Source organism: Achromobacter sp. (assembly GCF_049647645.1).
GTDB lineage: Bacteria > Pseudomonadota > Gammaproteobacteria > Burkholderiales > Burkholderiaceae_B > Achromobacter.
The window spans coordinates 14,424-35,153 of the sequence record NZ_JBARYB010000305.1; the positions used below are offsets into that span (position 1 = coordinate 14,424).

The 20,730-nt window shown below is 66.4% G+C and carries 20 protein-coding genes; 12 read left to right on the forward strand and 8 right to left on the reverse strand.

The window, feature by feature from the left end; genetic code table 11:
* The first annotated feature begins 13 nt into the window (after positions 1 to 13).
* Positions 14 to 1,351, forward strand: coding sequence for a 30S ribosomal protein S12 methylthiotransferase RimO (gene rimO, locus WBB14_RS34185; RefSeq protein WP_424243715.1), 1,338 nt, complete (start codon positions 14 to 16; stop codon positions 1,349 to 1,351).
* 21 nt (positions 1,352 to 1,372) lie between these two features.
* On the opposite strand, the gene WBB14_RS34190 is transcribed toward rimO, so the two are convergent.
* On the reverse strand, positions 1,373 to 1,690 hold the full coding sequence (locus WBB14_RS34190; protein WP_013396691.1) for a DMT family transporter: 318 nt from the start codon (positions 1,688 to 1,690) through the stop codon (positions 1,373 to 1,375).
* An 81-nt stretch (positions 1,691 to 1,771) separates the two neighbouring features.
* Here WBB14_RS34190 and WBB14_RS34195 point away from each other — a divergent pair, with 81 nt between their 5' ends.
* Positions 1,772 to 2,173: a winged helix-turn-helix transcriptional regulator gene (locus tag WBB14_RS34195; RefSeq protein ID WP_424243679.1), complete on the forward strand. Its 402-nt coding sequence runs from the start codon at positions 1,772 to 1,774 to the stop codon at positions 2,171 to 2,173.
* On the opposite strand, the gene WBB14_RS34200 is transcribed toward WBB14_RS34195, so the two are convergent.
* Positions 2,170 to 2,730, reverse strand: a complete 561-nt coding sequence (locus tag WBB14_RS34200) for a ferritin-like domain-containing protein (RefSeq protein WP_424243680.1) — start codon at positions 2,728 to 2,730, stop codon at positions 2,170 to 2,172. The two genes, WBB14_RS34195 and WBB14_RS34200, sit on opposite strands and share 4 nt — an antisense overlap.
* A gap of 222 nt (positions 2,731 to 2,952) precedes the next feature.
* On the opposite strand from WBB14_RS34200, the gene WBB14_RS34205 reads away from it, so the two are divergent.
* The 4 genes from WBB14_RS34205 to WBB14_RS34220 are packed head-to-tail and all read left to right on the forward strand — an operon-like array spanning position 2,953 to position 5,467.
* Positions 2,953 to 3,540 (forward strand): TIGR00730 family Rossman fold protein, encoded by a 588-nt coding sequence (locus WBB14_RS34205; RefSeq protein ID WP_424243681.1) that lies wholly within the window; start codon positions 2,953 to 2,955, stop codon positions 3,538 to 3,540.
* A 37-nt stretch (positions 3,541 to 3,577) separates the two neighbouring features.
* Positions 3,578 to 4,144, forward strand: coding sequence for a hypothetical protein (locus WBB14_RS34210; protein ID WP_424243682.1), 567 nt, complete (start codon positions 3,578 to 3,580; stop codon positions 4,142 to 4,144).
* A gap of 52 nt (positions 4,145 to 4,196) precedes the next feature.
* A complete protein-coding gene (locus WBB14_RS34215) occupies positions 4,197 to 4,823 on the forward strand; it encodes an HAD hydrolase-like protein (RefSeq protein WP_424243683.1) in 627 nt (208 codons plus the stop codon).
* A gap of 17 nt (positions 4,824 to 4,840) precedes the next feature.
* Entirely contained in the window at positions 4,841 to 5,467 is a 627-nt protein-coding gene (locus tag WBB14_RS34220) for a pyridoxamine 5'-phosphate oxidase family protein (protein ID WP_424243684.1), read from the forward strand.
* 34 nt (positions 5,468 to 5,501) lie between these two features.
* Here WBB14_RS34220 and fmt read toward each other — a convergent pair whose 3' ends face one another.
* Positions 5,502 to 6,443 (reverse strand): methionyl-tRNA formyltransferase, encoded by a 942-nt coding sequence (gene fmt / locus WBB14_RS34225; protein ID WP_424243685.1) that lies wholly within the window; start codon positions 6,441 to 6,443, stop codon positions 5,502 to 5,504.
* Between the two features lie 17 nt (positions 6,444 to 6,460).
* Positions 6,461 to 6,973 (reverse strand): peptide deformylase, encoded by a 513-nt coding sequence (def, locus tag WBB14_RS34230; protein ID WP_424243686.1) that lies wholly within the window; start codon positions 6,971 to 6,973, stop codon positions 6,461 to 6,463.
* A 214-nt stretch (positions 6,974 to 7,187) separates the two neighbouring features.
* On the opposite strand from def, the gene dprA reads away from it, so the two are divergent.
* The 3 genes from dprA to WBB14_RS34245 all read left to right on the forward strand — a co-directional run bounded on the left by dprA (position 7,188) and on the right by WBB14_RS34245 (position 9,813).
* Positions 7,188 to 8,294: a DNA-processing protein DprA gene (gene dprA / locus WBB14_RS34235; protein WP_424243687.1), complete on the forward strand. Its 1,107-nt coding sequence runs from the start codon at positions 7,188 to 7,190 to the stop codon at positions 8,292 to 8,294.
* Between the two features lie 128 nt (positions 8,295 to 8,422).
* A complete protein-coding gene (locus WBB14_RS34240) occupies positions 8,423 to 9,331 on the forward strand; it encodes a hydroxymethylglutaryl-CoA lyase (RefSeq protein WP_424243688.1) in 909 nt (302 codons plus the stop codon).
* An 8-nt stretch (positions 9,332 to 9,339) separates the two neighbouring features.
* Complete coding sequence (locus WBB14_RS34245) at positions 9,340 to 9,813, forward strand: hypothetical protein (protein WP_424243689.1); 474 nt, start codon at positions 9,340 to 9,342, stop codon at positions 9,811 to 9,813.
* 57 nt (positions 9,814 to 9,870) lie between these two features.
* On the opposite strand, the gene WBB14_RS34250 is transcribed toward WBB14_RS34245, so the two are convergent.
* Positions 9,871 to 10,887 (reverse strand): amino acid ABC transporter substrate-binding protein, encoded by a 1,017-nt coding sequence (locus tag WBB14_RS34250; protein WP_424243690.1) that lies wholly within the window; start codon positions 10,885 to 10,887, stop codon positions 9,871 to 9,873.
* Positions 10,888 to 11,080: 193 nt separating this feature from the next.
* Entirely contained in the window at positions 11,081 to 12,322 is a 1,242-nt protein-coding gene (locus WBB14_RS34255; RefSeq protein WP_424243691.1) for a PLP-dependent aminotransferase family protein, read from the reverse strand.
* Between the two features lie 199 nt (positions 12,323 to 12,521).
* Between WBB14_RS34255 and WBB14_RS34260 the strand changes: the two genes are divergently transcribed.
* Entirely contained in the window at positions 12,522 to 13,241 is a 720-nt protein-coding gene (locus WBB14_RS34260) for a YggS family pyridoxal phosphate-dependent enzyme (RefSeq protein ID WP_424243692.1), read from the forward strand.
* Positions 13,242 to 13,369: 128 nt separating this feature from the next.
* On the forward strand, positions 13,370 to 14,338 hold the full coding sequence (locus WBB14_RS34265; RefSeq protein WP_424243693.1) for a Bug family tripartite tricarboxylate transporter substrate binding protein: 969 nt from the start codon (positions 13,370 to 13,372) through the stop codon (positions 14,336 to 14,338).
* A 93-nt stretch (positions 14,339 to 14,431) separates the two neighbouring features.
* Here WBB14_RS34265 and WBB14_RS34270 read toward each other — a convergent pair whose 3' ends face one another.
* Together WBB14_RS34270 and WBB14_RS34275 are read right to left on the reverse strand one after the other, a co-directional pair.
* Positions 14,432 to 18,391, reverse strand: coding sequence for a DUF3683 domain-containing protein (locus WBB14_RS34270; protein ID WP_424243694.1), 3,960 nt, complete (start codon positions 18,389 to 18,391; stop codon positions 14,432 to 14,434).
* Positions 18,392 to 18,524: 133 nt separating this feature from the next.
* Entirely contained in the window at positions 18,525 to 19,061 is a 537-nt protein-coding gene (locus tag WBB14_RS34275) for a YqaA family protein (protein ID WP_332010776.1), read from the reverse strand.
* A gap of 34 nt (positions 19,062 to 19,095) precedes the next feature.
* Between WBB14_RS34275 and ilvA the strand changes: the two genes are divergently transcribed.
* Entirely contained in the window at positions 19,096 to 20,643 is a 1,548-nt protein-coding gene (gene ilvA, locus WBB14_RS34280; RefSeq protein ID WP_424243716.1) for a threonine ammonia-lyase, biosynthetic, read from the forward strand.
* The last annotated feature ends 87 nt before the right edge of the window (positions 20,644 to 20,730 follow it).

A 20,730-nucleotide genomic window follows, 5' to 3' on the forward strand; every position in this document is an offset into this window, starting at 1 on the left:
CCTGGCCAACAGCATCGCCGCCGTCAACGCCGAAGGCCGAACCCCGCGCGTGGGCTTCGTTTCCCTGGGCTGTCCCAAAGCCCTGGTCGACTCCGAACGCATCCTGACCCAACTGCGCACCGAAGGGTACGAAGTCACGCCCGAATACAACGACGCGGACGTGGTCGTCGTCAACACCTGTGGTTTCATCGACAGCGCCAAGGCGGAATCGCTTGAGGCCATCGGCGAAGCCCTGGCCGAGAACGGCAAGGTCATCGTGACCGGCTGCATGGGCGTCGAGGAATCGGTAATCCGCGACGTGCACCCCAGCGTGCTGGCCGTGACCGGTCCGCAGCAATATGAAGAGGTGGTGCGCGCGGTGCACCAGGCCGCCCCGCCCAAGAAGGACCACAACCCTTATCTGGACCTGGTGCCGCCGCAAGGCATCAAGCTCACGCCGCGCCACTACGCCTACCTGAAGATCTCGGAAGGCTGTAATCACCGCTGCAGCTTCTGCATCATCCCGTCGATGCGCGGCAATCTGGTCAGCCGGCCGGTGGGCGACGTGCTGAGCGAGGCCGAGCGCCTGGTCAAGGCCGGCGTCAAGGAACTGCTGGTGATCTCGCAGGACACCAGCGCCTATGGCGTGGACGTGAAGTACCGCAGCGGCTTCTGGAACGGCCGGCCGGTAAAGACCCGCATGACCGAGCTCTGTATGGCCTTGTCCGAGATGGGAGTGTGGACGCGCCTGCACTACGTGTATCCGTATCCGCACGTGGACGAGGTGATCCCGCTAATGGCCGAGGGCAAGATCCTGCCCTACCTGGACATTCCGTTCCAGCACGCCAGCCCGCGCATCCTGAAAGCCATGAAGCGCCCGGCCTTCGAAGACAAGACCCTGGCCCGCATCAAGCGCTGGCGCGAGATCTGCCCGGACCTGACGATACGCTCGACCTTCATCGTCGGCTTCCCCGGTGAAACCGAGGAAGACTTCCAGTACCTGCTGAATTGGATGCAGGAAGCGCAGCTGGACCGCGTCGGCTGTTTCCAGTATTCGCCGGTGGAAGGCGCGCCCGCGAACCTGCTGGACAATCCGGTGCCGGACGAGGTCAAGCAAGAGCGCTGGGAGCGCTTCATGGAACTGCAGCAATCGATCTCGACCGCTCGCCTGGCAAAGAAGGTGGGCCGCGAGATCGACGTGCTGATCGACGAAGTGGACGAAGACGGCGCCGTGGGCCGCAGCAGCGCCGACGCGCCCGAGATCGACGGCTGCGTCTACGTCAGTTCGGACAAGCCCCTGAAGGCGGGCGACATGGTGCGCGCCCGCGTCACCGATTCCGACGAGTACGACCTCTGGGCCGACGCGATCTGAACGCGGCCCCGCGCGCGGGGTTCAGGCTTCCAGCAGCTTGAGCCCCGCCACGCCGCCCACGATCAGCGCGATGCACAACAGGCGCGCGGCGGACGGCGAGTCCCCGAACAGCATGATTCCCAGCACCGTAATGCCCACGGAACCGATCCCGGTCCAGATGGCGTAAGCCGTGCCCGCAGGCAGCTGTTTCATGGCCAGCGTCAACAGGAACACGCTGCCCAGCGCAGCGGCAATGCCGATCACACTGGGCCAGAAACGGGTCCAGCCGTCCGCATACTTCAAGGCCAGCGCCATCACGATTTCCACCGCGCTCGCGGCGACCAGAATCAACCAGGCCATCTCGGCCTCCTGCCAGGACCAGGGAAGCGCCAGCGTAGAGGCTATAGTTACCCAAGGACAAGTACGCACCTTTTGGTAACCATGAAAAAACCTGCCGCCCTGTCGCCTGCTGGCGACGTATTCGACGCTGCGTGCCCCTCGCGCCGCGCCCTGGAACTGATCGCCGGCAAATGGGTGCCGCTGATCCTGCCAGCGCTGGAGCATGGTCCCTTGCGCAACAACGAACTGCTGCGCAGGCTGGACGGGATTTCGCAAAAGGTCATGACGCAGACGCTCAGGGAACTGGAACGCCATGGCCTGGTACTGCGCGAGGACCTGGGCACCGTGCCGCCGCACGTAAGTTACCGGCTGAGCGAACTGGGCAGCTCGCTGAATGTCGCGCTGGTCGCGCTGGACCGCTGGGCCGAGCAGCACCATGCGGCGCTGGATGCGGCGGCGCGCCTGCACGACGCGCGCGCCGCTGCCTCGCTGCCGGTCCGCTAGCTGCGCGCCAGGAAGTCCGACATGTCGTCGGCGTGCTCTTCTTCCACGGCCAATATCTCTTCCAGCATGCGGCGCGTGGTGGAGTCCTGCTCGCCGATGTAGTCGATCATCTGGCGATAGCTGTCGATGGCGATGCGTTCGGCGATCAGGTTCTCCTTGATCATGTCCTCCAGCGACGCGCCTTCGACGTACTCGGAATGGCTGCGCTCCAGCAGGTCCTTGGGCGACAGGTCGGGCTCGCCGCCCAGTTGCACGATGCGTTCCGACAGACGGTCCGCGTGCTCCTGTTCCTGCGTGGCGTGTTCGGCGAATTCCGCGGCCACGGGCTCGGCGTTCAGCCCGCGCGCCATGAAGTAATGGCGCTTGTAGCGCAGCACACAGACGATCTCGGTGGCCAGCGCTTCATTCAACAGCTTCAGCACGGTCTGCCGGTCGGCGCGATAGGTGTCGGTCACCGCGCCGGACTCGATGTCCTTGCGGGCCTTCGCACGTATCGCCTTGACGTCCATCTTGAACGGGCGGCTTGCCTGCGTTTGGGTACGGGTTGCTTGTTCCATATCGTGGCTCCTCTTGGTTAAGTGAAAGCACTGCGACACTGGGCTTCCAGTCTCTCCGAACAACCCAGTCTACCGATCGTGGCGGAACATACTGTGTCCAAACATTGCCCCTGCCCCGAAAACAGCGGCTACCGGGGCCGTTTTCCAACCTTGCGTAAACTATGGGCTTCCCTGAATCCCGTGACGCAATCTGTAACGGGAGCAGGCATTACTCGACTCTCTATGACTCTGAAGAACATCTGCGTGTATTGCGGCTCGAATCCGGGCGCCCGGCCGGATTACATCGACCAGGCCCGCGTGCTGGCCCGCGAACTGGTGCAGCGCGATCTGGGACTGGTCTATGGCGGTTCGGTCGTGGGCATCATGGGCGTGGTGGCCAATGAGGTGCTGGCCGCCGGCGGCCGCGTGATCGGCGTGATCCCGGAACTGCTGATGAAGAAGGAACAGGCGCACCGCGGCCTGACCGAGCTGCACCTGGTGCAGAACATGCACGAACGCAAAGCCATGATGATGGAAAAGGCCGACGGCTTCATCGCGCTGCCCGGCGGCGCGGGTACGCTGGAGGAGTTCTTCGAGGTCTGGACCTGGGCGCAGCTGAACATGCACCAGAAACCCTGCGGCCTGCTGAACATCGCCGGCTACTACGACGCGCTGGTCCAGTTCGTGGACCATGCGGTCGAGGAAGAATTCATCCGCCCCCAGCATCGCGACATGCTGGTGGTGGAAGAGGATCCTGCCCTGCTGCTGGACCGCTACGCCATGTACGAACCACCCAATGTCTCGAAGTGGTTCGAGCAGATCAAGGCCTGACGCCATCCATCAACCCGACCACAACGGAAGCCCCGCAATGCCCACCCATGCGTTGACTCCCGCCAGCACTGAGTCCGTACTGCGCGACTACTTTCACGCCAAGGACGAGAACCGCCCGCACCACATGGCGCGCGCGTTCGCCCCTGACGCGGTGCTGAAGATGGCTTTGCGCACGCAGGCCATCGCCTTCCCGCCCGAATCGCACGGCCTGGCCGCGATCACCGACACGCTGGTGCGCAAGTTCGGCCAGACCTACGAAAATGTCTACACGTACTACCTGGCGCGGCCCGAGCCGGGCGCGCGCCTGCCCGCTTACCAATGCGACTGGATCGTGGGCATGACGGAAAAGGCCAGCGGCAACGTGCGCGTGGGCTGTGGCCGGTATGAATGGGAATTCCAGCCGGAGCCGTATCGCGCCACCGGCCTGGTCATCACCATCGAAACCATGGTGACCTTGCCCGCGCACGACACCGAAGCCGTGTTCGGCTGGCTGCTGGGGCTGGACTACCCGTGGAGCAGCGCCGCCCGCGTCGTGGCCGGCGCGCCGCCGCTCGAAGGCCTGGCCCCCGTCGTGCACTACCTGCTGCATCCGAACGGCATCTAGGGCCGGCGCAAGGCTCTGCTTCCCGTATCAACAGGCTCTAGAGATTCACGACTTGAAATACGACATCGCCGCTTTTGATTTCGACGGAACCCTGGCGGACACCATGCCCTGGTTCAACTCCATTCTGAACACGGTGGCCGACAAGTACGGCTTCCGCAAGATCGACACTTCCGAACGCGAGCAGCTGCGGCACCGCGATGCCGCCGAGATCCTCAAGTTCCTCGGCATCCCGCTGTGGAAACTGCCCGCCATCATGGCGCACGTGCGCACGCTGATGCAGGAGATCGATCCCAGCGTGCACCTGTTCGATGGCATCCCCGACGCGCTGGCGCGCCTGAAGTCGGGCGGGCTGCGCCTGGCGGTGGTCAGCTCGAACTCCATCGAGAACGTGCAGCGCGTGCTGGGCGCGGAAACCGCCGCCCTGTTCGACGACTACGAATGCGGCACCGACCTGTTCGGCAAGTCCGCCAAGATCGACCGCCTGCTCAGGCAGCACGGCACCGCCCCCGAGCGCTTCCTGCTGGTGGGCGACGAAATGCGCGACATCGACGCCGCCCGCAAGGCCGGCGTGCGCGTCGGCTCCGTCGCCTGGGGTTATAACCATGTCGAGGCGTTGCGCGAGCGCGGCCCCGACGAGCTGTTCCTGACCGTTGCCGATCTGCCAGCCACGCTGGCCTGAACCTGGAAGCCCAAGCCATGCACATCGATCCCGCCCATCTGGTCACCGACGCAGACGCCTTGCAGGCGCTGTATGGCGCTTCCGGCGAAGCCTCGATCAAGAAGGAAGTGGATCACGTGCATCCGCACTACCGCGCCTTCATCGAGGCCGCGCCGTTCGCGGTGCTGGCGACGGCCGGCCCCGATGGACTGGACGCCTCGCCGCGCGGCGATCCCGCCGGCTTCGTGGTGGTGGAGGACGACAAGACCCTGCTGCTGCCGGATCGCCGCGGCAATAACCGCATCGACAGCCTGCGCAACATCCTGGCCGATCCGCGGGTCGCGTTGCTGTTCCTGGTGCCGGGCGTAGGCGAGACGCTGCGGGTCAATGGCGCGGGACGCATCAGCGTGGACCCTGCGCTGCTGGCGCGCTTCGAAATGGATGGCAAGCTGCCGCGCTCGGTGCTGGTCGTGGACGTGCACACCGTGTACTTCCAGTGCTCGCGGGCCTTGCTGCGCTCCAAGCTGTGGGATCCGGCCATGCAGGTGCCGCGCAGCGCGCTGCCCAGCGTGGGCCGCATGCTGTCGGATCTGACGGCGGGCACCTTCGACGGCGTCACCTACGACCGCGAACTGCCGGCCCGCGTGGCCAGCACCTTGTATTGAAGGGAAGTCCCGGGGCCGCCTGGCCCCGGCAGGTTCAGGCTGGCTGCCAGCCGCGCGCGAACACGTCCACGGGCTGGCGCTTGCCGCCCGCCTTCTGCAATTCCAGCAAACGCAGCACACCGCTGCCGGTGGCGATGTCGATGCCTGTGGCCTCGGCCCGCAGCACGCTGCCGGGCGCCGCTGTGGCGGCTTCATCCAGCGCCTGCGCGCGCCAGACCTTCACCGGGTCGGCCAGGCCGGGCAGGCGGATGCTGGCGCCGGGTACGGGATTGAAGGCGCGCACGCGGCGCGCCAGCAGTTCGGCGGGCTGGATGCAGTCGAGAGCGCCTTCGGCCTTGTCGAGCTTGGCGGCATAGGTCACGCCGGCTTCGGGCTGCTTGCGCGGCGTCAGGCCGCCCTGGGCCAGGGCGGCCAACGCTTCGACGATGGCCTCGCCGCCCGCCAGCGCCAACGCATCGTGCAGCTCGGCCGCAGTGGTATCGGCGCCGATCGGCACCACGCGTTCCAGCAGCATGTCGCCGGTATCCAGGCCCTGGTCCATCTGCATGATGGTCACGCCGGTCTGGGCGTCGCCCGCCTCGATGGCGCGCTGGATGGGCGCCGCGCCGCGCCAGCGCGGCAGCAGGCTGGCATGGATGTTCAGGCACCCCAGGCGCGGCAGGTCCAGTACCCACTGCGGCAGGATCAGGCCATAGGCCGCCACCACCATCACATCGGGCGCCACGCGCTGCAGCAAAGCCTGGGCCTCGCTCGCCTCTTCGGGATAACGGCCGTCCAGGCGCAGGCTGCGCGGCTGGGCGACTTCGATGCCGGCGTCCAGCGCCGCCTGCTTGACGGGGCTGGGGGTCAGCTTCAACCCGCGCCCGGCCGGGCGGTCGGGCTGGGTCATGACCAGCGGGATCTCATGGCCGGCGGCGCGCAGGGCGTCGAAAGCGATACGGGCGAATTCCGGCGTGCCGGCAAAGACTAGGCGCATGGGGATGGACTCTACCCTTAAGCTTTGAGCGCTTCGCGCTCGGCTTTTTTCAGCCTGGTCTTGATGCGGTTCTGCTTCAGACTGGACAGGTATTCCACGAATACCTTGCCTTCCAGATGGTCCAGCTCGTGCTGCACGCACACGGCCAGCAGGCCGTCGGCCTCGAACTCGAAGGGTTTGCCGTCGACGTCCAGCGCCTTGCAGCGGATGCGGGACGCGCGCTCGACGTCGTCGTAGACCCCGGGCACCGACAGGCAGCCTTCTTCGTAGATCTTGTAGTCGTCGCTATGCCAGGTGATCTCGGGATTGATCAGGACCAGCAGCTGGTTGCTGTCCTCGGACACGTCGATCACGACGACGCGCTCATGCACGTCGACCTGGGTCGCGGCCAAGCCCACGCCCGGCGCGTCGTACATGGTTTCGGCCATGTCGCGCACCAGTTTGCGGATGCGGTCGTCGACCTCGGCGACCGGCTTGGCCTTTTTGTGCAGGCGCGGGTCCGGATAGCGAAGAATAGGAAGTAAAGCCATTGCGGGGAAATGCCGGTAGTCAGGTTTACATAAGAGTTTAATTCATTAGACTCTTGATTTCTAATAGTTTTCGGCTAATCCCGGGATTGGCGGGATTGCCACCTCCCGCCGGATTGGCCCGCCGCGCCGCGCCGCAAATCAGTCCGCCCCGGTCCCGCGCCCGGGCGCCCCGCATGCGACACTCTCGCACCCTCGACGCTTACGCGCCCGCCCCATGCCGCTCACGCAATCCCCCTCCGAACTGGCCGCCTGGCTGCGCCTGTCCCTGGAGCCGAACATAGGCTCCGCCACCGCCTGCACGCTGCTGGGCGCGCTCGGCCTGCCGGAACAGATCTACGCCCAGCGCGCCACGGCCTTGTCGCGCCATCTGCCCGAGGCGCTGGCGCGGCAGCTTGCCGCCCCCATGCCGCAAGAGATGGCGGCGCAGGTTGAAAGCGCGCTGGAATGGGTCGCCGCGCCCGGGCGGCACATCCTGACGCTGGCCGATCCCACTTATCCGCAGAGCCTGCTCACCATCGCCGACCCGCCCATCCTGCTCTACGTCGCCGGCGATCCGGCCTTCCTGCAGGGGCCCTCGCTGGCGGTGGTAGGCGCGCGCAACGCAACGCCTGGCGGCCAGGAGAACGCCCGCGCCTTTGCACGCCATCTGGCCGGGCATGGCTGGCGCGTGGTCAGCGGGCTGGCCCTGGGCATCGACGGCGCGGCCCATGAAGGCGCGCTTGAGGCCGGCCCGGACGGCGCCGGCACGGTGGCCGTCATGGGTACGGGCATCGACCGCATCTACCCCGCCCGCCACCGCGACCTGGCGCACCGCATCGCGGCGCACGGCGCGCTGGTGTCCGAATTGCCGCTGGGGACGGGCGCGCTGCCGCAGCATTTTCCGAAGCGCAACCGCATCGTGGCGGGGCTGTCCCGGGGCGTGCTCGTGGTGGAAGCCGCCCGCCAGAGCGGATCGCTGATTACGGCCAGGCTGGCCGCCGAGGGCGGGCGCGAGGTCTTCGCCATTCCCGGATCCATCCATTCGCCGCTCTCGCGCGGTTGCCACGCGCTGATCCGCCAGGGCGCCAAGCTCGTCGAAACCGCCACGGACATCACCGACGAACTGGGCGGCGATCCCGCGCCCGCCGCGCGCGCGCAGCCTCCGGAAACCTTGCCTGACCACCCGGTGCTCGACGCGCTGGGCTACGATCCGCTGCATCTGGACGCAATCCAGGCCCGCAGCGGCATGGACACCGCCAAATTGCAAACGCAACTGCTCGAATTGGAGCTGCAAGGCCGTGTCGTCCGGCTGGACGACGGCCGTTACCAGCGGCTGAAATAGGGTTGGTCCCCCAGGGCGATTGCCCTTTGCCTTTCCTGCAAAACGGCGCCTGCCCTATGGCGCTAATATTGTGCGGATAGCGCCGCCGTGTTGCCGCGCCGCTCCCCCCTCCCGAGACAGGAAGAGACATGGCTTTGCCCTCCCACGTGAAGATCGTCGAGGTGTCGCCCCGCGATGGCCTGCAGAACGAAAAAGAATTCGTGCCCACCGACATCAAGGTGGAACTGGTCAACCGCCTGGCCGCCGCAGGTTTCCCCAATGTGGAAGCCACCTCGTTCGTATCGCCCAAATGGGTGCCTCAAATGGCCGATGGCGCCGAAGTCATGGCCCGCATCGCGCGCCGCCCCGGCACCATCTATTCCGTGCTCACGCCCAACATGAAGGGCTTCGAAGGTGCGCTGGCCGCCGGCGCCGACGAGATCGTGATCTTCGGCGCCGCCAGCGAGGCCTTCTCGCAAAAGAACATCAACTGTTCCATCGCCGAATCGATCGCGCGCTTCGAACCCGTGGTGCAAGCGGCGCGCGCCGCCGGCATCCGCGTGCGCGGCAGCATCAGCTGCGCGCTGGGCTGCCCGTACCAGGGTGAAGTGCCGGTGGAATCGGTGGTGGACGTGGTGCAACGCTACCTGGCGATGCAGGTCGACGAGATCGACGTGGCCGACACCATCGGCGTGGGCACGCCCAAGCGCGTGCGCGAAGTGATGACGGCAGTGACGCGCATTGCCGATCCAGCGCGCATTTCCGGCCATTTCCATGACACCTACGGGCAGGCGCTGGCGAATATCCTGGCGGCGCTGGAAACCGGCATCTCGATTTTCCACACCTCGGTGGCCGGCCTGGGGGGCTGCCCCTACGCCAAGGGCGCCACCGGCAACGTCGCCACCGAAGACGTGCTGTACATGCTGCGCGGCCTGGACATCGATACCGGCGTGGACTTCGACGCCGTGGTCGATATCGGCCAGTGGATGTCGGGCCACCTGAACCGCAAGGGTTCCAGCCGCGCCGGCAACGCCATCGCCGCCAAACGGGCGGCATGACGGACTCCATGAGCACTCCCGCCGGCACGCCCCCCGCCGAGGATCACGCGGCGCTGCTGCGGGCCATCGGCCCGCTGCCCTTGTCGGCCCAGGCCTGGCCCGACTGGGTCCGCATCCTGACCTGGGTCATCCTGGCGGTGCTGGGCGTGCAGGTGGTCACCACCGCCATCCGCGCGCCCTCGCAACCCTTCGACACCTTGCTGGCCGCAGTAGTGGCGCTGTGCTTCCTGGGACTGCTGTTCGTGTCCTGGCACATGCAGACGTCCATCACCACCATCGACGAACGCGGCCTGCGCCAGACCTGGTTCACGCGCCGCGAAGTCGCCTGGGAAGACGTGCGCTACGCGCGCTTCGTGCCGATGCTGTTTTCCAAGCGCCTGGTGGTATTCACGCACCGCGGCCGGCCGATGATCTTCCAGGGCGGCACGCGGGAATTGCGCGCCGCGTTCGTGAAGATCGCCGAGCTATACCGGCGCGGTTGACGCTCTGGGGTTCCGCGCGCTGGCAATCGATGGCCGGGCGCGCGAAATCCATCCTTGTCAGCGGATCGGCAACGCGTACATCAGCCCGCCCTGCGTCCATTGCGCATTCAGGCCGCGCTTGATCTTCAAGGGGCTGCCCTGGCCCACGTTGCGCTCGAAGCTCTCGCCGTAGTTGCCCACCTGCTTGACGATGTTGTAGGCCCATTTCTCGTCCAGCCCAAGGTTGGCGCCGCTGCCGGGCGTGACGCCGAGGATGCGCTTGATGTTGGGGTTGGCGCTCTTGGCCTGTTCGTCCACGTTGGCGGACGACACGCCGTACTCCTCGGCCTCGATCATGGCCGACAGCGACCAGCGCACGATGTTCAGCCAGGCATCATCGCCCTGGCGCACGAACGGGCCCAGCGGTTCCTTGGAGATGATCTCGGGCAGCACCACGTAATCGTCGGGGTTCTGCAGCTTGGAGATGCGGATCGAGGCCAGGCCCGAAGCGTCGGTGCTGAAGACGTCGCAACGGCCCGCGGCAAAGGCGTTGACCACCTCGTTGAAGGTCTCGATCACGACCGGCTTGTAGCTCACGTTGTTGGCGCGCGCCCAGTCGGCCAGCGTGTTTTCATTGGAGGTTCCGGTCTGCAGGCAGATGGTGGCCCCGTTGATTTCCTTGGCGCTCTTCACGCCCAGGGACTTGTGCACCAGGAAACCCTGGCCGTCATAGAAATTGATGCCGGCGTGGATGATGCCCAGCGCGGTGTCGCGCTGCTGCGTGACGGTGGTGTTGCGCGTCAGCACGTCCACCTCGCCGGATTGCAGGGCGGTGAAGCGCTGCTGCGAATTCAGCGGCACCACCTTGATCTTGTTGGCGTCGCCGAAGACCGCGGCGGCGATGGCGCGGCACACGTCCACGTCCAGCCCCTGCCACTTGCCTTGCGCGTCGGGCGCGGAAAAGCCCGCGAAGCCCGTGGTCGTGCCGCAAGCCACGGCGCCGCGCTGACGCACCACGTCCAGCGTGGCCGCTTGCGCGCCCTGCGCCGCTGCCGCCAACAACGCCGCGCCGATCAACCCTTTTGCAATGTTCATGACCTCGTTTCCTGTTCTGCTTTGCGGGCGCGGGGACGCGCCGAGGCAAGAAGCTTATAGACATGAAGCGCTCGAACCAAATAACAAGCGCTTATTTAGGTATGCGCGTCCCGGCGCGCTCGCGCCGGGACGGACAGGCAGAAAAGCATAGCAACAGGCAAGGCGGCGGCGGATGCGCGCCGTCAAGCCGGCATCAGGCAGCCAGCGAGATCGACACCGGCTCGTTGGCTTCGCACGCGTCCAGGGCGCGGCCCAGCCGCACCATGCCCTGGGCGATCTGGCTTTCGTTCATGGTGGCGAACGACATGCGCATGGCGTGCAGGTCGGCCTGCGCCGCGTCGGCATAGAACGCCTTCCCTGGCACGTAGACGACCTCTTGCTCGATGGCATAGGGCAACAGGCGCGTGGCGTCGATCTCGCCCGTCAGGCGGGCCCAGAAGAACATGCCGCCTTCGGGCTTGCTGAAGGTGACGCGGCCGTTGAGTTCGCGGGCCAGCGATTCGGCCATGGCGTCGCAGCGCAGGCCGTAGGCCGCGCGGATACGCGGCACATGTTCGCCGTAACGGCCGTTGGCCAGGTACTGGGCCACGACTTCCTGGATCCAGGCGGACGAGGCCATGTCGTCGGCCGCCTTGGCGCTGACGCAGCGCCGGCGGACCTCGGGCGGCGCCACCAGCCAGCCAATGCGCAGTGCAGGGGCCATGGTCTTGGACATGCTGGCCAGGTACACGGCCCAGTGGCGGGCCTCGCCTTCAGCCAGGGCGGCGATGGGCGGCACGGCCTCGCCGGCAAAGCGCAGCTCGCTGTAGGGATCGTCCTCGACGATCAGGAAACGATGCTTGACCGCCAGTTCCAGCAGCCGCAAACGGCGCTCGCGCGTCAGGGTCGCGCCACAGGGATTCGAGAACGATGCCACCACGCAGACCATCTTGGGCTTGATGCGCCCGGCCAGCTCGTCCAGCGCGTCCACGTCGATGCCCTCCGGGCCCGACTGCACCGTATGCACCGTTGCGCCGGTGTAACGCAGCGCCTGCACGGAGTTCGGAAACGCGGGCGATTCGATGATGGCGTGATCGCCGGGCTGCAGCATGACGCGGGTCAGCAAGGCCAAGGCCTGCTGCGAACCGCCTGTCACGACCAGCTCGGTATCGGCGTTGCAGTTCAAGCCGCGCTCCGCGGACAGGCGCGCCAGTTCGTGGCGCAGGCTGGCCTGGCCGTCGATGTTGGAATACTGCAGGCAGGCGCCCAGGCGGCCCAGCACCTGGGTCGATGCGATCGACAGGCCTTCCACGTCGAACAGTTCCTGCGCGGGATATCCGCCCGCCAGCGAAATGGTGCCGGGCCGCAAGGCATACGGCATGAGCGATCGGATGGGGGAAGCGGGGGGATTCAGGAATGGCGTGGCGAAAGCGTATTCAGGCGCTGCGGTGGACATGGCGGGAGACAGTGAAGGTGAGGAACCGTGTCGCCCGCTGGGGCGGCGCCGGATGGCATAGAACATTGAAATATAAACAAATATCTCTAAATTCTAAGCCTGCCGATTGCACAGGGTCAACGACGTGCGCGGGCACTGTGGCGAAACGATCCTGCGCAGTCCTACACTATGGGACATCCCGTTCCTACCAGAGAGCTGAATGACCGTCGTAGACACCATGGCCGGGCGCCTTGCCCTGATCCAGCAACGCATCGCCGACGCCTGCGCGCGCGCCGGCCGCAGCCCGGACAGCGTGACCCTGCTGCCCGTCAGCAAGACCTTCGGCGTGGATGCCATCCGCGAGGCCATGGCGCTGGGGCTGACCCGCTACGGCGAAAACAAGACGCAGGAGATCCGCCAAAAGGCCGCCGCACTGGCCGGCCTGGGCCTGCAATGGGTGCTGATCGGCCATCTGCAGACCAACAAGGCCCGCGACGCCGCCCGCGACGCGGCCGAGGTCCAGTCGCTGGACCGGGCGGAACTGGCCGAGGCCCTGCATCGCCGCCTGGCGAATGAAGGCCGGACCCTGGACGTGCTGGTACAGGTCAAGACCTCGCCCGAGCCGAGCAAGTACGGCATGGATCCCGCGGACGTGTCTGCCTTCCTGCGCCGTATCACCGCCGACTACCCCACCCTGCGCGTGCAGGGCCTGATGACGCTGGCGGTGAATTCGCCGGATGCCGCCGAAGTGCGCGCCTGCTTCCGCGCCCTGCGCGAGCTGCGCGACCGGCTGCGCCAGGAAAACCTGCCCGGCGTATCGCTGGACCGGCTGTCCATGGGCATGAGCGGCGACTTCGAGCTGGCGATCGAGGAAGGCTCCACCGAAGTGCGCATCGGCTCGGCGATCTTCGGCGCCCGCAGCTACCCGGATCCGCAATAAGCCGCTGAAAACGGGGTGCAAAACATCCGCCGATTGCCGGGGACGCAAGGCATAATAACGGCGCATAACAGGCCCCCGCGCACCCCGCGGCGCCGGCCCATACTTAATTCCGCACTTGGAGACACCCCATGCATAAGCACGCGAAGCGCCTGTTGGCGCTAGCCGCCCTGTCCCTGGCCGCCGGCGCGGCCTCCGCCCAATCCTGGCCCGCCCAGCCGATCCGCTGGATCGTGCCCTATCCCGCCGGCGGCGGCGCCGACGTCGTGGCGCGCACGGTCGCGGGCGGCATGGAAAAGCCGCTGGGCCAGACCATCGTGGTCGAGAACCGCCCCGGCGCCGCCACCATCATCGGCGCCACCGCTGTCTCGCAGGCGGAACCCACCGGCTACATGATCGGCACGGCTGACTCGGGCACCCTGGCATTCAACCCGTCGCTGTACGCCAAGCTGTCCTACGATCCGTCCAAGTTCACCTATATCGGCGGCATCGCCAAGTTCCCGCTGCTCCTGGCCGTGAACGTCAACTCGCCGTTCAAGACGGTGGACGACGTGATCCAGGCCGCCAAGAAAGAGCCGGGCAAGCTGTCGGCGGCCTCCGCCGGCGCGGGCTCGCCGCACCACCTGGCGCTGGAACTGTTCAAGCAGCGCACCGGCGCCAACCTGCTGCACGTGCCCTACAAGGGCGCCGCCCCCGCCATCCAGGACCTGCTGGGCGGACAGGTGGACGTGATGTTCATCGACCTGGCCGCCGGCCTGCCCAACGTCAAGGCCGGCAAGTTGCGCGTCCTGGCCGCGGCCACCCCGGAACGCGTCGCCGCGCTGCCGGACGCGCCCACCATGGCCGAGCAAGGCGTGCCCAACTTCACCGCCTATGCCTGGCAAGGCCTGATCGGCCCGGGCGGCCTGCCTGAGCCGGTCGTCAAGAAGCTGGCGGCCGAACTGGACGCCACGCTGAAGTCGCCCGCCGTGTCGCAGAAGATGCTGGACATGGGCGTGATCCCGATGCCGCTGTCGGCGCAGGAGTTCAAGGCCTATGCAGAACAGGAACGCACCGCCTGGGCGGACGTGATCAAGAAGGCCGGCATCAAGCTGGAGTAATCCCTCCGGCGCATTGCCACAGCTGAAAAAAAACCGCGGCCATTGCTGGCCGCGGTTTTTTTGTGCTCACGCGCAGCGGGGCGCGTCAGGGCGTCAGACCAGTACCCGCTCGATGCCGCCCGCGTTGGCGCGGCGCACGTACTCTTCCATCCAGCCTTCGCCCAGGATGTGGCGCGCCATCTCGACCACGATGTAGTCCGCGTCCATGCCGGTGTCGCCTTCATAGCGCGACAGGCCTTGCAGGCACGACGGGCACGAGGTCAGCACCTTCACATCGCCGGTGAAGCCGTCGCTGCGCAGCTCGGCATCGCCCTTGAGCAGTTCTTCCTGCTTGCGGAAGCGCACCTGCGTGGAGATGTCGGGGCGGCTGACGGCCAGCGTGCCCGATTCGCCGCAACAGCGGTCGCTCTTGATGGCGTCGTCGCCGACCAGGGCGCGCACGGTCTTCATGGGCTCCTGCAGCTTCATGGGCGTGTGGCAGGGGTCGTGGTACATGTAGCGCACGCCCTTGGCCCCTTCCAGCTTGATGCCCTTTTCCAGCAGGTACTCGTGGATGTCGATCAGGCGGCAGCCGGGGAAGATCTTGTCGAACTCGTAGCCTGCCAACTGGTCGTAGCAGGTGCCGCAGCTGACCACCACCGTCTTGATGTCCAGGTAGTTCAGCGTGTTGGCGACGCGGTGGAACAGCACCCGGTTGTCGGTGATGATCTGCTCGGCCTTGTCCGTCATGCCGTTGCCGCGCTGGGGATAGCCGCAGCACAGATAGCCCGGCGGCAGCACGGTCTGTACGCCCGCATGCCACAGCATGGCCTGCGTGGCCAGACCCACCTGCGAGAACAGCCGTTCCGAACCGCAGCCCGGGAAGTAGAACACCGCTTCCGTGTCGGCCGTGGTGGCCTTGGGATCGCGGATGATGGGTACGTAGTTCGCGTCCTCGATGTCCAGCAGCTTGCGGGCCGCCTGCTTGGGCAGCCCGCCGGGCATCTTCTTGTTCACGAAATGCACCACCTGCTCGCGCAGCGGCGGCTTGCCCACCGTCGCCGGCGGCGCGGCGGTCTGCTTCTTGACCAGGCCCGACAGCAGGTCGTGCGCGGCGCGCTGGACCTTGTAGCCCACGCCCACCATCGCCTTGCGGGTGGCGTTGATGGTGGCCGGGTCCTTGGCGTTCAGGAAGAACATGGCGCTGGCCGTGCCCGGATTGAACGACTTGCGACCCATGCGGCGCAGCACGGCACGCATGTTCATGGACACGTCGCCAAAGTCGATGTCGACCGGACAGGGGTTGTAGCACTTGTGGCAGACCGTGCAATGATCGGCCACGTCCTCGAACTCTTCCCAGTGCTTGAGGCTGACGCCGCGCCGGGTCTGTTCTTCGTACAGGAAGGCTTCCACCAGCAGCGAGGTGGCCAGGATCTTGTTGCGCGGCGAATACAGCAGGTTGGCGCGCGGCACGTGGGTCGCGCACACCGGCTTGCACTTGCCGCAGCGCAGGCAGTCCTTGATGGATTCCGAGATCGCGCCGATGTCGCTTTGCTGCATGATCAGCGACTCGTGGCCCATCAGGTTGAAGCTGGGCGTCCAGGCGTGCCGCAGGTCCGCGCCTGGCATGAGCTTGCCGGCGTTGAAGTGGCCATTCGGATCGACGCGGCGCTTGTAGTCCTGGAACGGCGCCAGTTCGGCTTCGGTCAGGAATTCGTACTTGGTCAGGCCGATGCCGTGCTCGCCGGAGATCACGCCGTCCAGGTCGCGGGCGATCTGCATGATGCGTTCGACGGCCTGGTGGGCCTCCTGCAGCATCTCGTAGTCGTCCGAGTTGACGGGGATGTTGGTGTGCACGTTGCCGTCGCCGGCGTGCATGTGCAGCGCCACGAAGACGCGGCTCTTGAGTACGCGGCCGTGGATGGCGACCAGTTCGTCGACGATCTTCTTGTAGGCCGCGCCCGAGAAGGTGCGCTGCAGGCCGGCCAGCACTTCGGTCTTCCAGGACAGGCGGATGGTGCGATCCTGCACCACGTCGAAGACGCACGCGCCCGGCTGCGCCGCGAGGCGGTCCGACAGCGCCGGCTGCAATTCGCCCAGGCCCAGGCCATGCAGCTCGGGCAGCGCCTGCATGAGCGGCAGGTCGAGGTTGTCCAGCAGCCACTGCCAGCGCTGCCTGACGGCGGCCAGCAGTTCCAGCGCCAGGCGCGTGCGCTCGGCCAGCATTTCGGCGCGGGTGGTCTCGACGTCGGTGTCGTCGATTTTGCCGACGGGCAGCGGCGTGCACAGGTAGGCGTCCAGCTCGCCCAGCAGCTTAAGCTTGTTGCGGGTCGAGAGCTCGATGTTGATGCGTTCGATGTGATCCGTGTATTCGCCCATGCGGGGCAGCGGGATCACCACGTCTTCGTTTATCTTGAAGGCGTTGGTGTGGCGCGCGATGGCGGCGGTGCGCGAGCGGTCCAGCCAGAACTTCTTGCGCGCCTCGGGGCTGACGGCCACGAAGCCTTCGCCATGGCGCGTGTTAGCCAGGCGCACCACTTCGCTCGACGCCGCGGCCACGGCGTCTTCGTCGTCGCCGACGATGTCGCCGATCAGGACCATCTTGGGCAGCACGCCGCGCTTGCTCTTGGTGGCGTAGCCCACCGCGCGCAGATAGCGTTCGTCCAGGTGCTCAAGCCCCGCCAGGATGGCGCCGCGGGCGCGGCCTTCGCCGTCCAGGTAGCCCTTGACCTCGACGATCGACGGAATCGCGTCGCGCGCCTGGCCGAAGAACTCCATACAGACCGTGCGCGTGTAGCGCGGCATGCGGTGCAGCACCCAGCGCGCCGACGTGATCAGGCCGTCGCAGCCTTCCTTCTGGATGCCGGGCAGGCCGGCCAGGAACTTGTCGGTGACGTCCTTGCCCAAGCCTTCCTTGCGGAATACGCGGCCCTGGATTTCCAACGTTTCGGTCTTCAGCAGGCGCTCGCCCGGCTTGCCGCGGCCGTCGAACCACTTGAGCTCGAAGCGGGCCAGTTCCACGTCATGGATCTTGCCCATGTTGTGGTCCAGGCGCGCCACTTCCAGCCAGTTGCCGTTGGGGTCGACCATGCGCCACCAGGCCAGGTTGTCCAGCGCGGTACCCCACAGCACGGCCTTCTTGCCGCCCGCGTTCATGGCGATGTTGCCGCCCACGCAGGACGCCTCGGCCGAGGTCGGGTCGACGGCGAACACGAAGCCGGCCGCCTCCGCGGCCTCGGACACGCGCTTGGTGACCACGCCGGCGCCGGCATGGATCACCGCCACGGGCTCGGTCAGCCCGGGCAGCAGACAGGACTCGACCTTGCCGAGCTTGTCGAATTTCTCGGTGTTGATCACCGCCGACTTCCAGGTCAGCGGAATGGCGCCGCCGGTATAGCCAGTGCCGCCGCCGCGCGGAATGATGGTCAGCCCCAGTTCGATACAGGCCGTGACCAGCGCCGCGATCTCGTCTTCCGAGTCCGGCGTCAGCACCACGAAGGGGTATTCCACGCGCCAGTCGGTGGCGTCGGTCACGTGCGACACGCGCGACAGGCCGTCGAACTTGATGTTGTCGCGAGCGGTGATGCGGCCCAGCACCTTCTGCGCCTGCTTGCGCATCATGGCGGTCTGGTCGAACTCGCCCTCGAACGCAGCGATGGCCGAACGCGCCCGCGCCAGCAGGCCGACGACCTTCTCGTCGCGGTGCGGATCATGGCCGGCCTCGGCGGGAACGTCGGGCTCGCGGCGGCGGTCGATTTCGCCCAGGCGGTGATGCAGGGCTTCGATGAGCTGCTTGCGGCGCTTGGGGTTGTCGAGCAGGTCGTCCTGCAGATAGGGATTGCGGCGCACCACCCAGATATCGCCCAGCACTTCGTACAGCATCCGGGCGGAACGGCCGGTGCGGCGCTCGCCGCGCAGGTCGCTCAACAGGCTCCAGGCGTCATCGCCCAACAGCCGGCCGACAATCTCGCGGTCGGAAAACGACGTGTAGTTGTACGGGATTTCGCGCAAGCGCGCGGGTGCTGCGGGCGGCATCGCCCCGTTCAAGATGTGGCTGGCGAGTGGGGCGTTCATGGCTGCGAGAGGGGGGCCCTTAAAAAATTATTTTATGCCATTGGCCGAGTCTGGCCCCTAATACCCCTAGGGAAGCGCTCGAAACCTGGAATTGGCGGGGATGCTATGTCCCTAATTAAATGAGATATCCGCGCTAGACCTGGCCGGGAAAAAACCAGAGCAGGCTGGCGGTCATGACCAGATAGCGCAGGAATTTGCCGATGGCCATGTAGAACACGCAGGGCCAGAAGGACAGCCGCAGCCACCCCGCCACCGCGCACAATGGATCACCCACGGCCGGCAGCCACGACAGCAACAGGGCGGGCGGCCCCATGCGGTGGATCCAGTCATGGGCCCGCTCGTTCCAGCGGCCGCGCATGCGTCCGCCTTCGGTCGCGTCGGGATGCGGATGAGGGTGCTTTTCTTTCCAGCGCTGCACGGCTCGTTCAGCGCCCAGGCCCATGGCGTAGCTGATGGCGCCGCCAACGGTATTGCCCAAGGTCGCCACCAGGATAGCCGGCCAGAACATGTCCGGCGCCAGCTTGATGTAGCCGAACACGGCCGGTTCCGAACCCAGCGGCAGCAAGGTGGCGGACACCAGCGAGACCGTGAAGATCGCGGACAGGCCGACCGAGGGCAACGCCAGCACCCCCAACATCCAATGCACAGCGGATAACAGACTTTCTTCCATAGTGGGGCGAGTGTAGCCGCGCGCGGGTGCAATAATCTGGTCCACCCCCCACTCTTGCCGCCCGCAGCAGTCCATGTCCACTGACTATCTGAAACGCATCCTGACCTCCAAGGTTTACGACGTCGCGGTCGAATCGCCGCTGGAGACGGCGCCGCTGCTGTCGCAGCGGCTCTCGAACACGGTGCTGCTCAAGCGCGAAGATACCCAGGCGGTGTTCAGCTTCAAGCTGCGCGGGGCCTACAACAAGATGGCCAACCTGAGCCCGGCCGCGCGCAACCGCGGCGTCATCGCGGCTTCGGCCGGCAACCATGCACAGGGCGTCGCGCTGGCGGCCAGCCGGTTGGGCTGCCGCGCCGTCATCGTCATGCCCACCACCAGCCCGCAGGTCAAGATCGATGCGGTGCGCCGCCTGGGCGGTGAAGTGGTGCTGGCGGGCGAAAGCTTTTCCGACGCCTACGCGCATGCGCAGATCCTGGAAAAGAAGGAAAAGCTGACCTTCGTCCACCCCTTCGACGACCCCGACGTCATCGCCGGCCAAGGCACGGTGGGCATGGAGATCCTGCGCCAGCACCCCGGCCCGATCGACGCCATCTTCGTCGCCATCGGCGGCGGCGGCCTGATCGCGGGCGTGGCTACCTACATCAAGCAGCTGCGCCCGGAAATCAAGGTCATCGGCGTGCAGACCGAAGACTCCGACGCCATGCTGCGCAGCGTGCGCGCGGGCCGCCGCGTGCAGCTCACCGACGTCGGCCTGTTCTCCGACGGCACGGCGGTCAAGATGGTGGGCGCGGAAACCTTCAAGCTCACGCGCCAGTATGTGGACGACTTCGTGGTGGTCAACACCGACGCGATCTGCGCGGCCATCAAGGACGTGTTCCAGGACACGCGCAGCGTGCTTGAGCCGGCTGGCGCGATGGCGGTTGCGGGCGCCAAGCAGTATGCGGCCGAACACAATCTGAAGGGCAAGACGCTGGTGGCGATCGCCTGCGGCGCCAACATGAATTTCGACCGCCTGCGCTTCGTGGCCGAACGCGCGGAGGTCGGTGAAATGCGCGAAGCCGTGTTCGCCGTCACCTTGCCCGAACAGCGCGGCAGCTTCCGCCGCTTCTGTGAATTGGTGGGCGAACGCAGCGTCACCGAATTCAACTACCGCATCTCCGACGCGGACCGCGCACATGTCTTCGTCGGCATCCAGGTGTCGTCGGCATCCGAGCCCGACAAGATCGCCGCGAACTTCCGCCGCCATGGCTTTGACACGCTGGACCTGACCCACGACGAAATGGCCAAGACCCACCTGCGCCATATGGTGGGCGGGCGCTCGGCGCTGGCGCGCAACGAACTGCTGTACCGCTTCGAATTCCCGGAACGCCCTGGCGCGCTGATGCGTTTCCTGAACGCCATGAATCCGGACTGGAACATCAGCCTGTTCCACTACCGCAACCAGGGCGCGGACTACGGCCGCATCCTGATCGGCATCCAGGTGCCGCCCGCGGACAAGAAGCAGTTCCGCAGCTTCGTGGCGGAACTGGGCTATCCGCACTGGAACGAAACCGACAATCCGGCCTACAAGCTGTTCCTGTAGCGCGCCGCCGCTGCGCCGCCCCAAAAACGAGAGGGCCTCCTTGCGGAGGCCCTTCCCTTCCCTGCTTTAGATACGTCCGGCGGCAAC

Coding starts and splice junctions, on each gene's coding strand:
- WBB14_RS34190 (WP_013396691.1), bottom strand. CDS start 1,690: ATGGCCTGGTTGATTCTGGTCGCCGCGAGCGCGGTGGAAATCGTGATG.
- WBB14_RS34195 (WP_424243679.1), top strand. CDS start 1,772: ATGAAAAAACCTGCCGCCCTGTCGCCTGCTGGCGACGTATTCGACGCT.
- WBB14_RS34200 (WP_424243680.1), bottom strand. CDS start 2,730: ATGGAACAAGCAACCCGTACCCAAACGCAGGCAAGCCGCCCGTTCAAG.
- WBB14_RS34205 (WP_424243681.1), top strand. CDS start 2,953: ATGACTCTGAAGAACATCTGCGTGTATTGCGGCTCGAATCCGGGCGCC.
- WBB14_RS34210 (WP_424243682.1), top strand. CDS start 3,578: ATGCCCACCCATGCGTTGACTCCCGCCAGCACTGAGTCCGTACTGCGC.
- WBB14_RS34220 (WP_424243684.1), top strand. CDS start 4,841: ATGCACATCGATCCCGCCCATCTGGTCACCGACGCAGACGCCTTGCAG.
- fmt (WP_424243685.1), bottom strand. CDS start 6,443: ATGCGCCTAGTCTTTGCCGGCACGCCGGAATTCGCCCGTATCGCTTTC.
- def (WP_424243686.1), bottom strand. CDS start 6,973: ATGGCTTTACTTCCTATTCTTCGCTATCCGGACCCGCGCCTGCACAAA.
- dprA (WP_424243687.1), top strand. CDS start 7,188: ATGCCGCTCACGCAATCCCCCTCCGAACTGGCCGCCTGGCTGCGCCTG.
- WBB14_RS34240 (WP_424243688.1), top strand. CDS start 8,423: ATGGCTTTGCCCTCCCACGTGAAGATCGTCGAGGTGTCGCCCCGCGAT.
- WBB14_RS34245 (WP_424243689.1), top strand. CDS start 9,340: ATGAGCACTCCCGCCGGCACGCCCCCCGCCGAGGATCACGCGGCGCTG.
- WBB14_RS34250 (WP_424243690.1), bottom strand. CDS start 10,887: ATGAACATTGCAAAAGGGTTGATCGGCGCGGCGTTGTTGGCGGCAGCG.
- WBB14_RS34255 (WP_424243691.1), bottom strand. CDS start 12,322: ATGTCCACCGCAGCGCCTGAATACGCTTTCGCCACGCCATTCCTGAAT.
- WBB14_RS34260 (WP_424243692.1), top strand. CDS start 12,522: ATGACCGTCGTAGACACCATGGCCGGGCGCCTTGCCCTGATCCAGCAA.
- WBB14_RS34265 (WP_424243693.1), top strand. CDS start 13,370: ATGCATAAGCACGCGAAGCGCCTGTTGGCGCTAGCCGCCCTGTCCCTG.
- WBB14_RS34270 (WP_424243694.1), bottom strand. CDS start 18,391: ATGAACGCCCCACTCGCCAGCCACATCTTGAACGGGGCGATGCCGCCC.
- WBB14_RS34275 (WP_332010776.1), bottom strand. CDS start 19,061: ATGGAAGAAAGTCTGTTATCCGCTGTGCATTGGATGTTGGGGGTGCTG.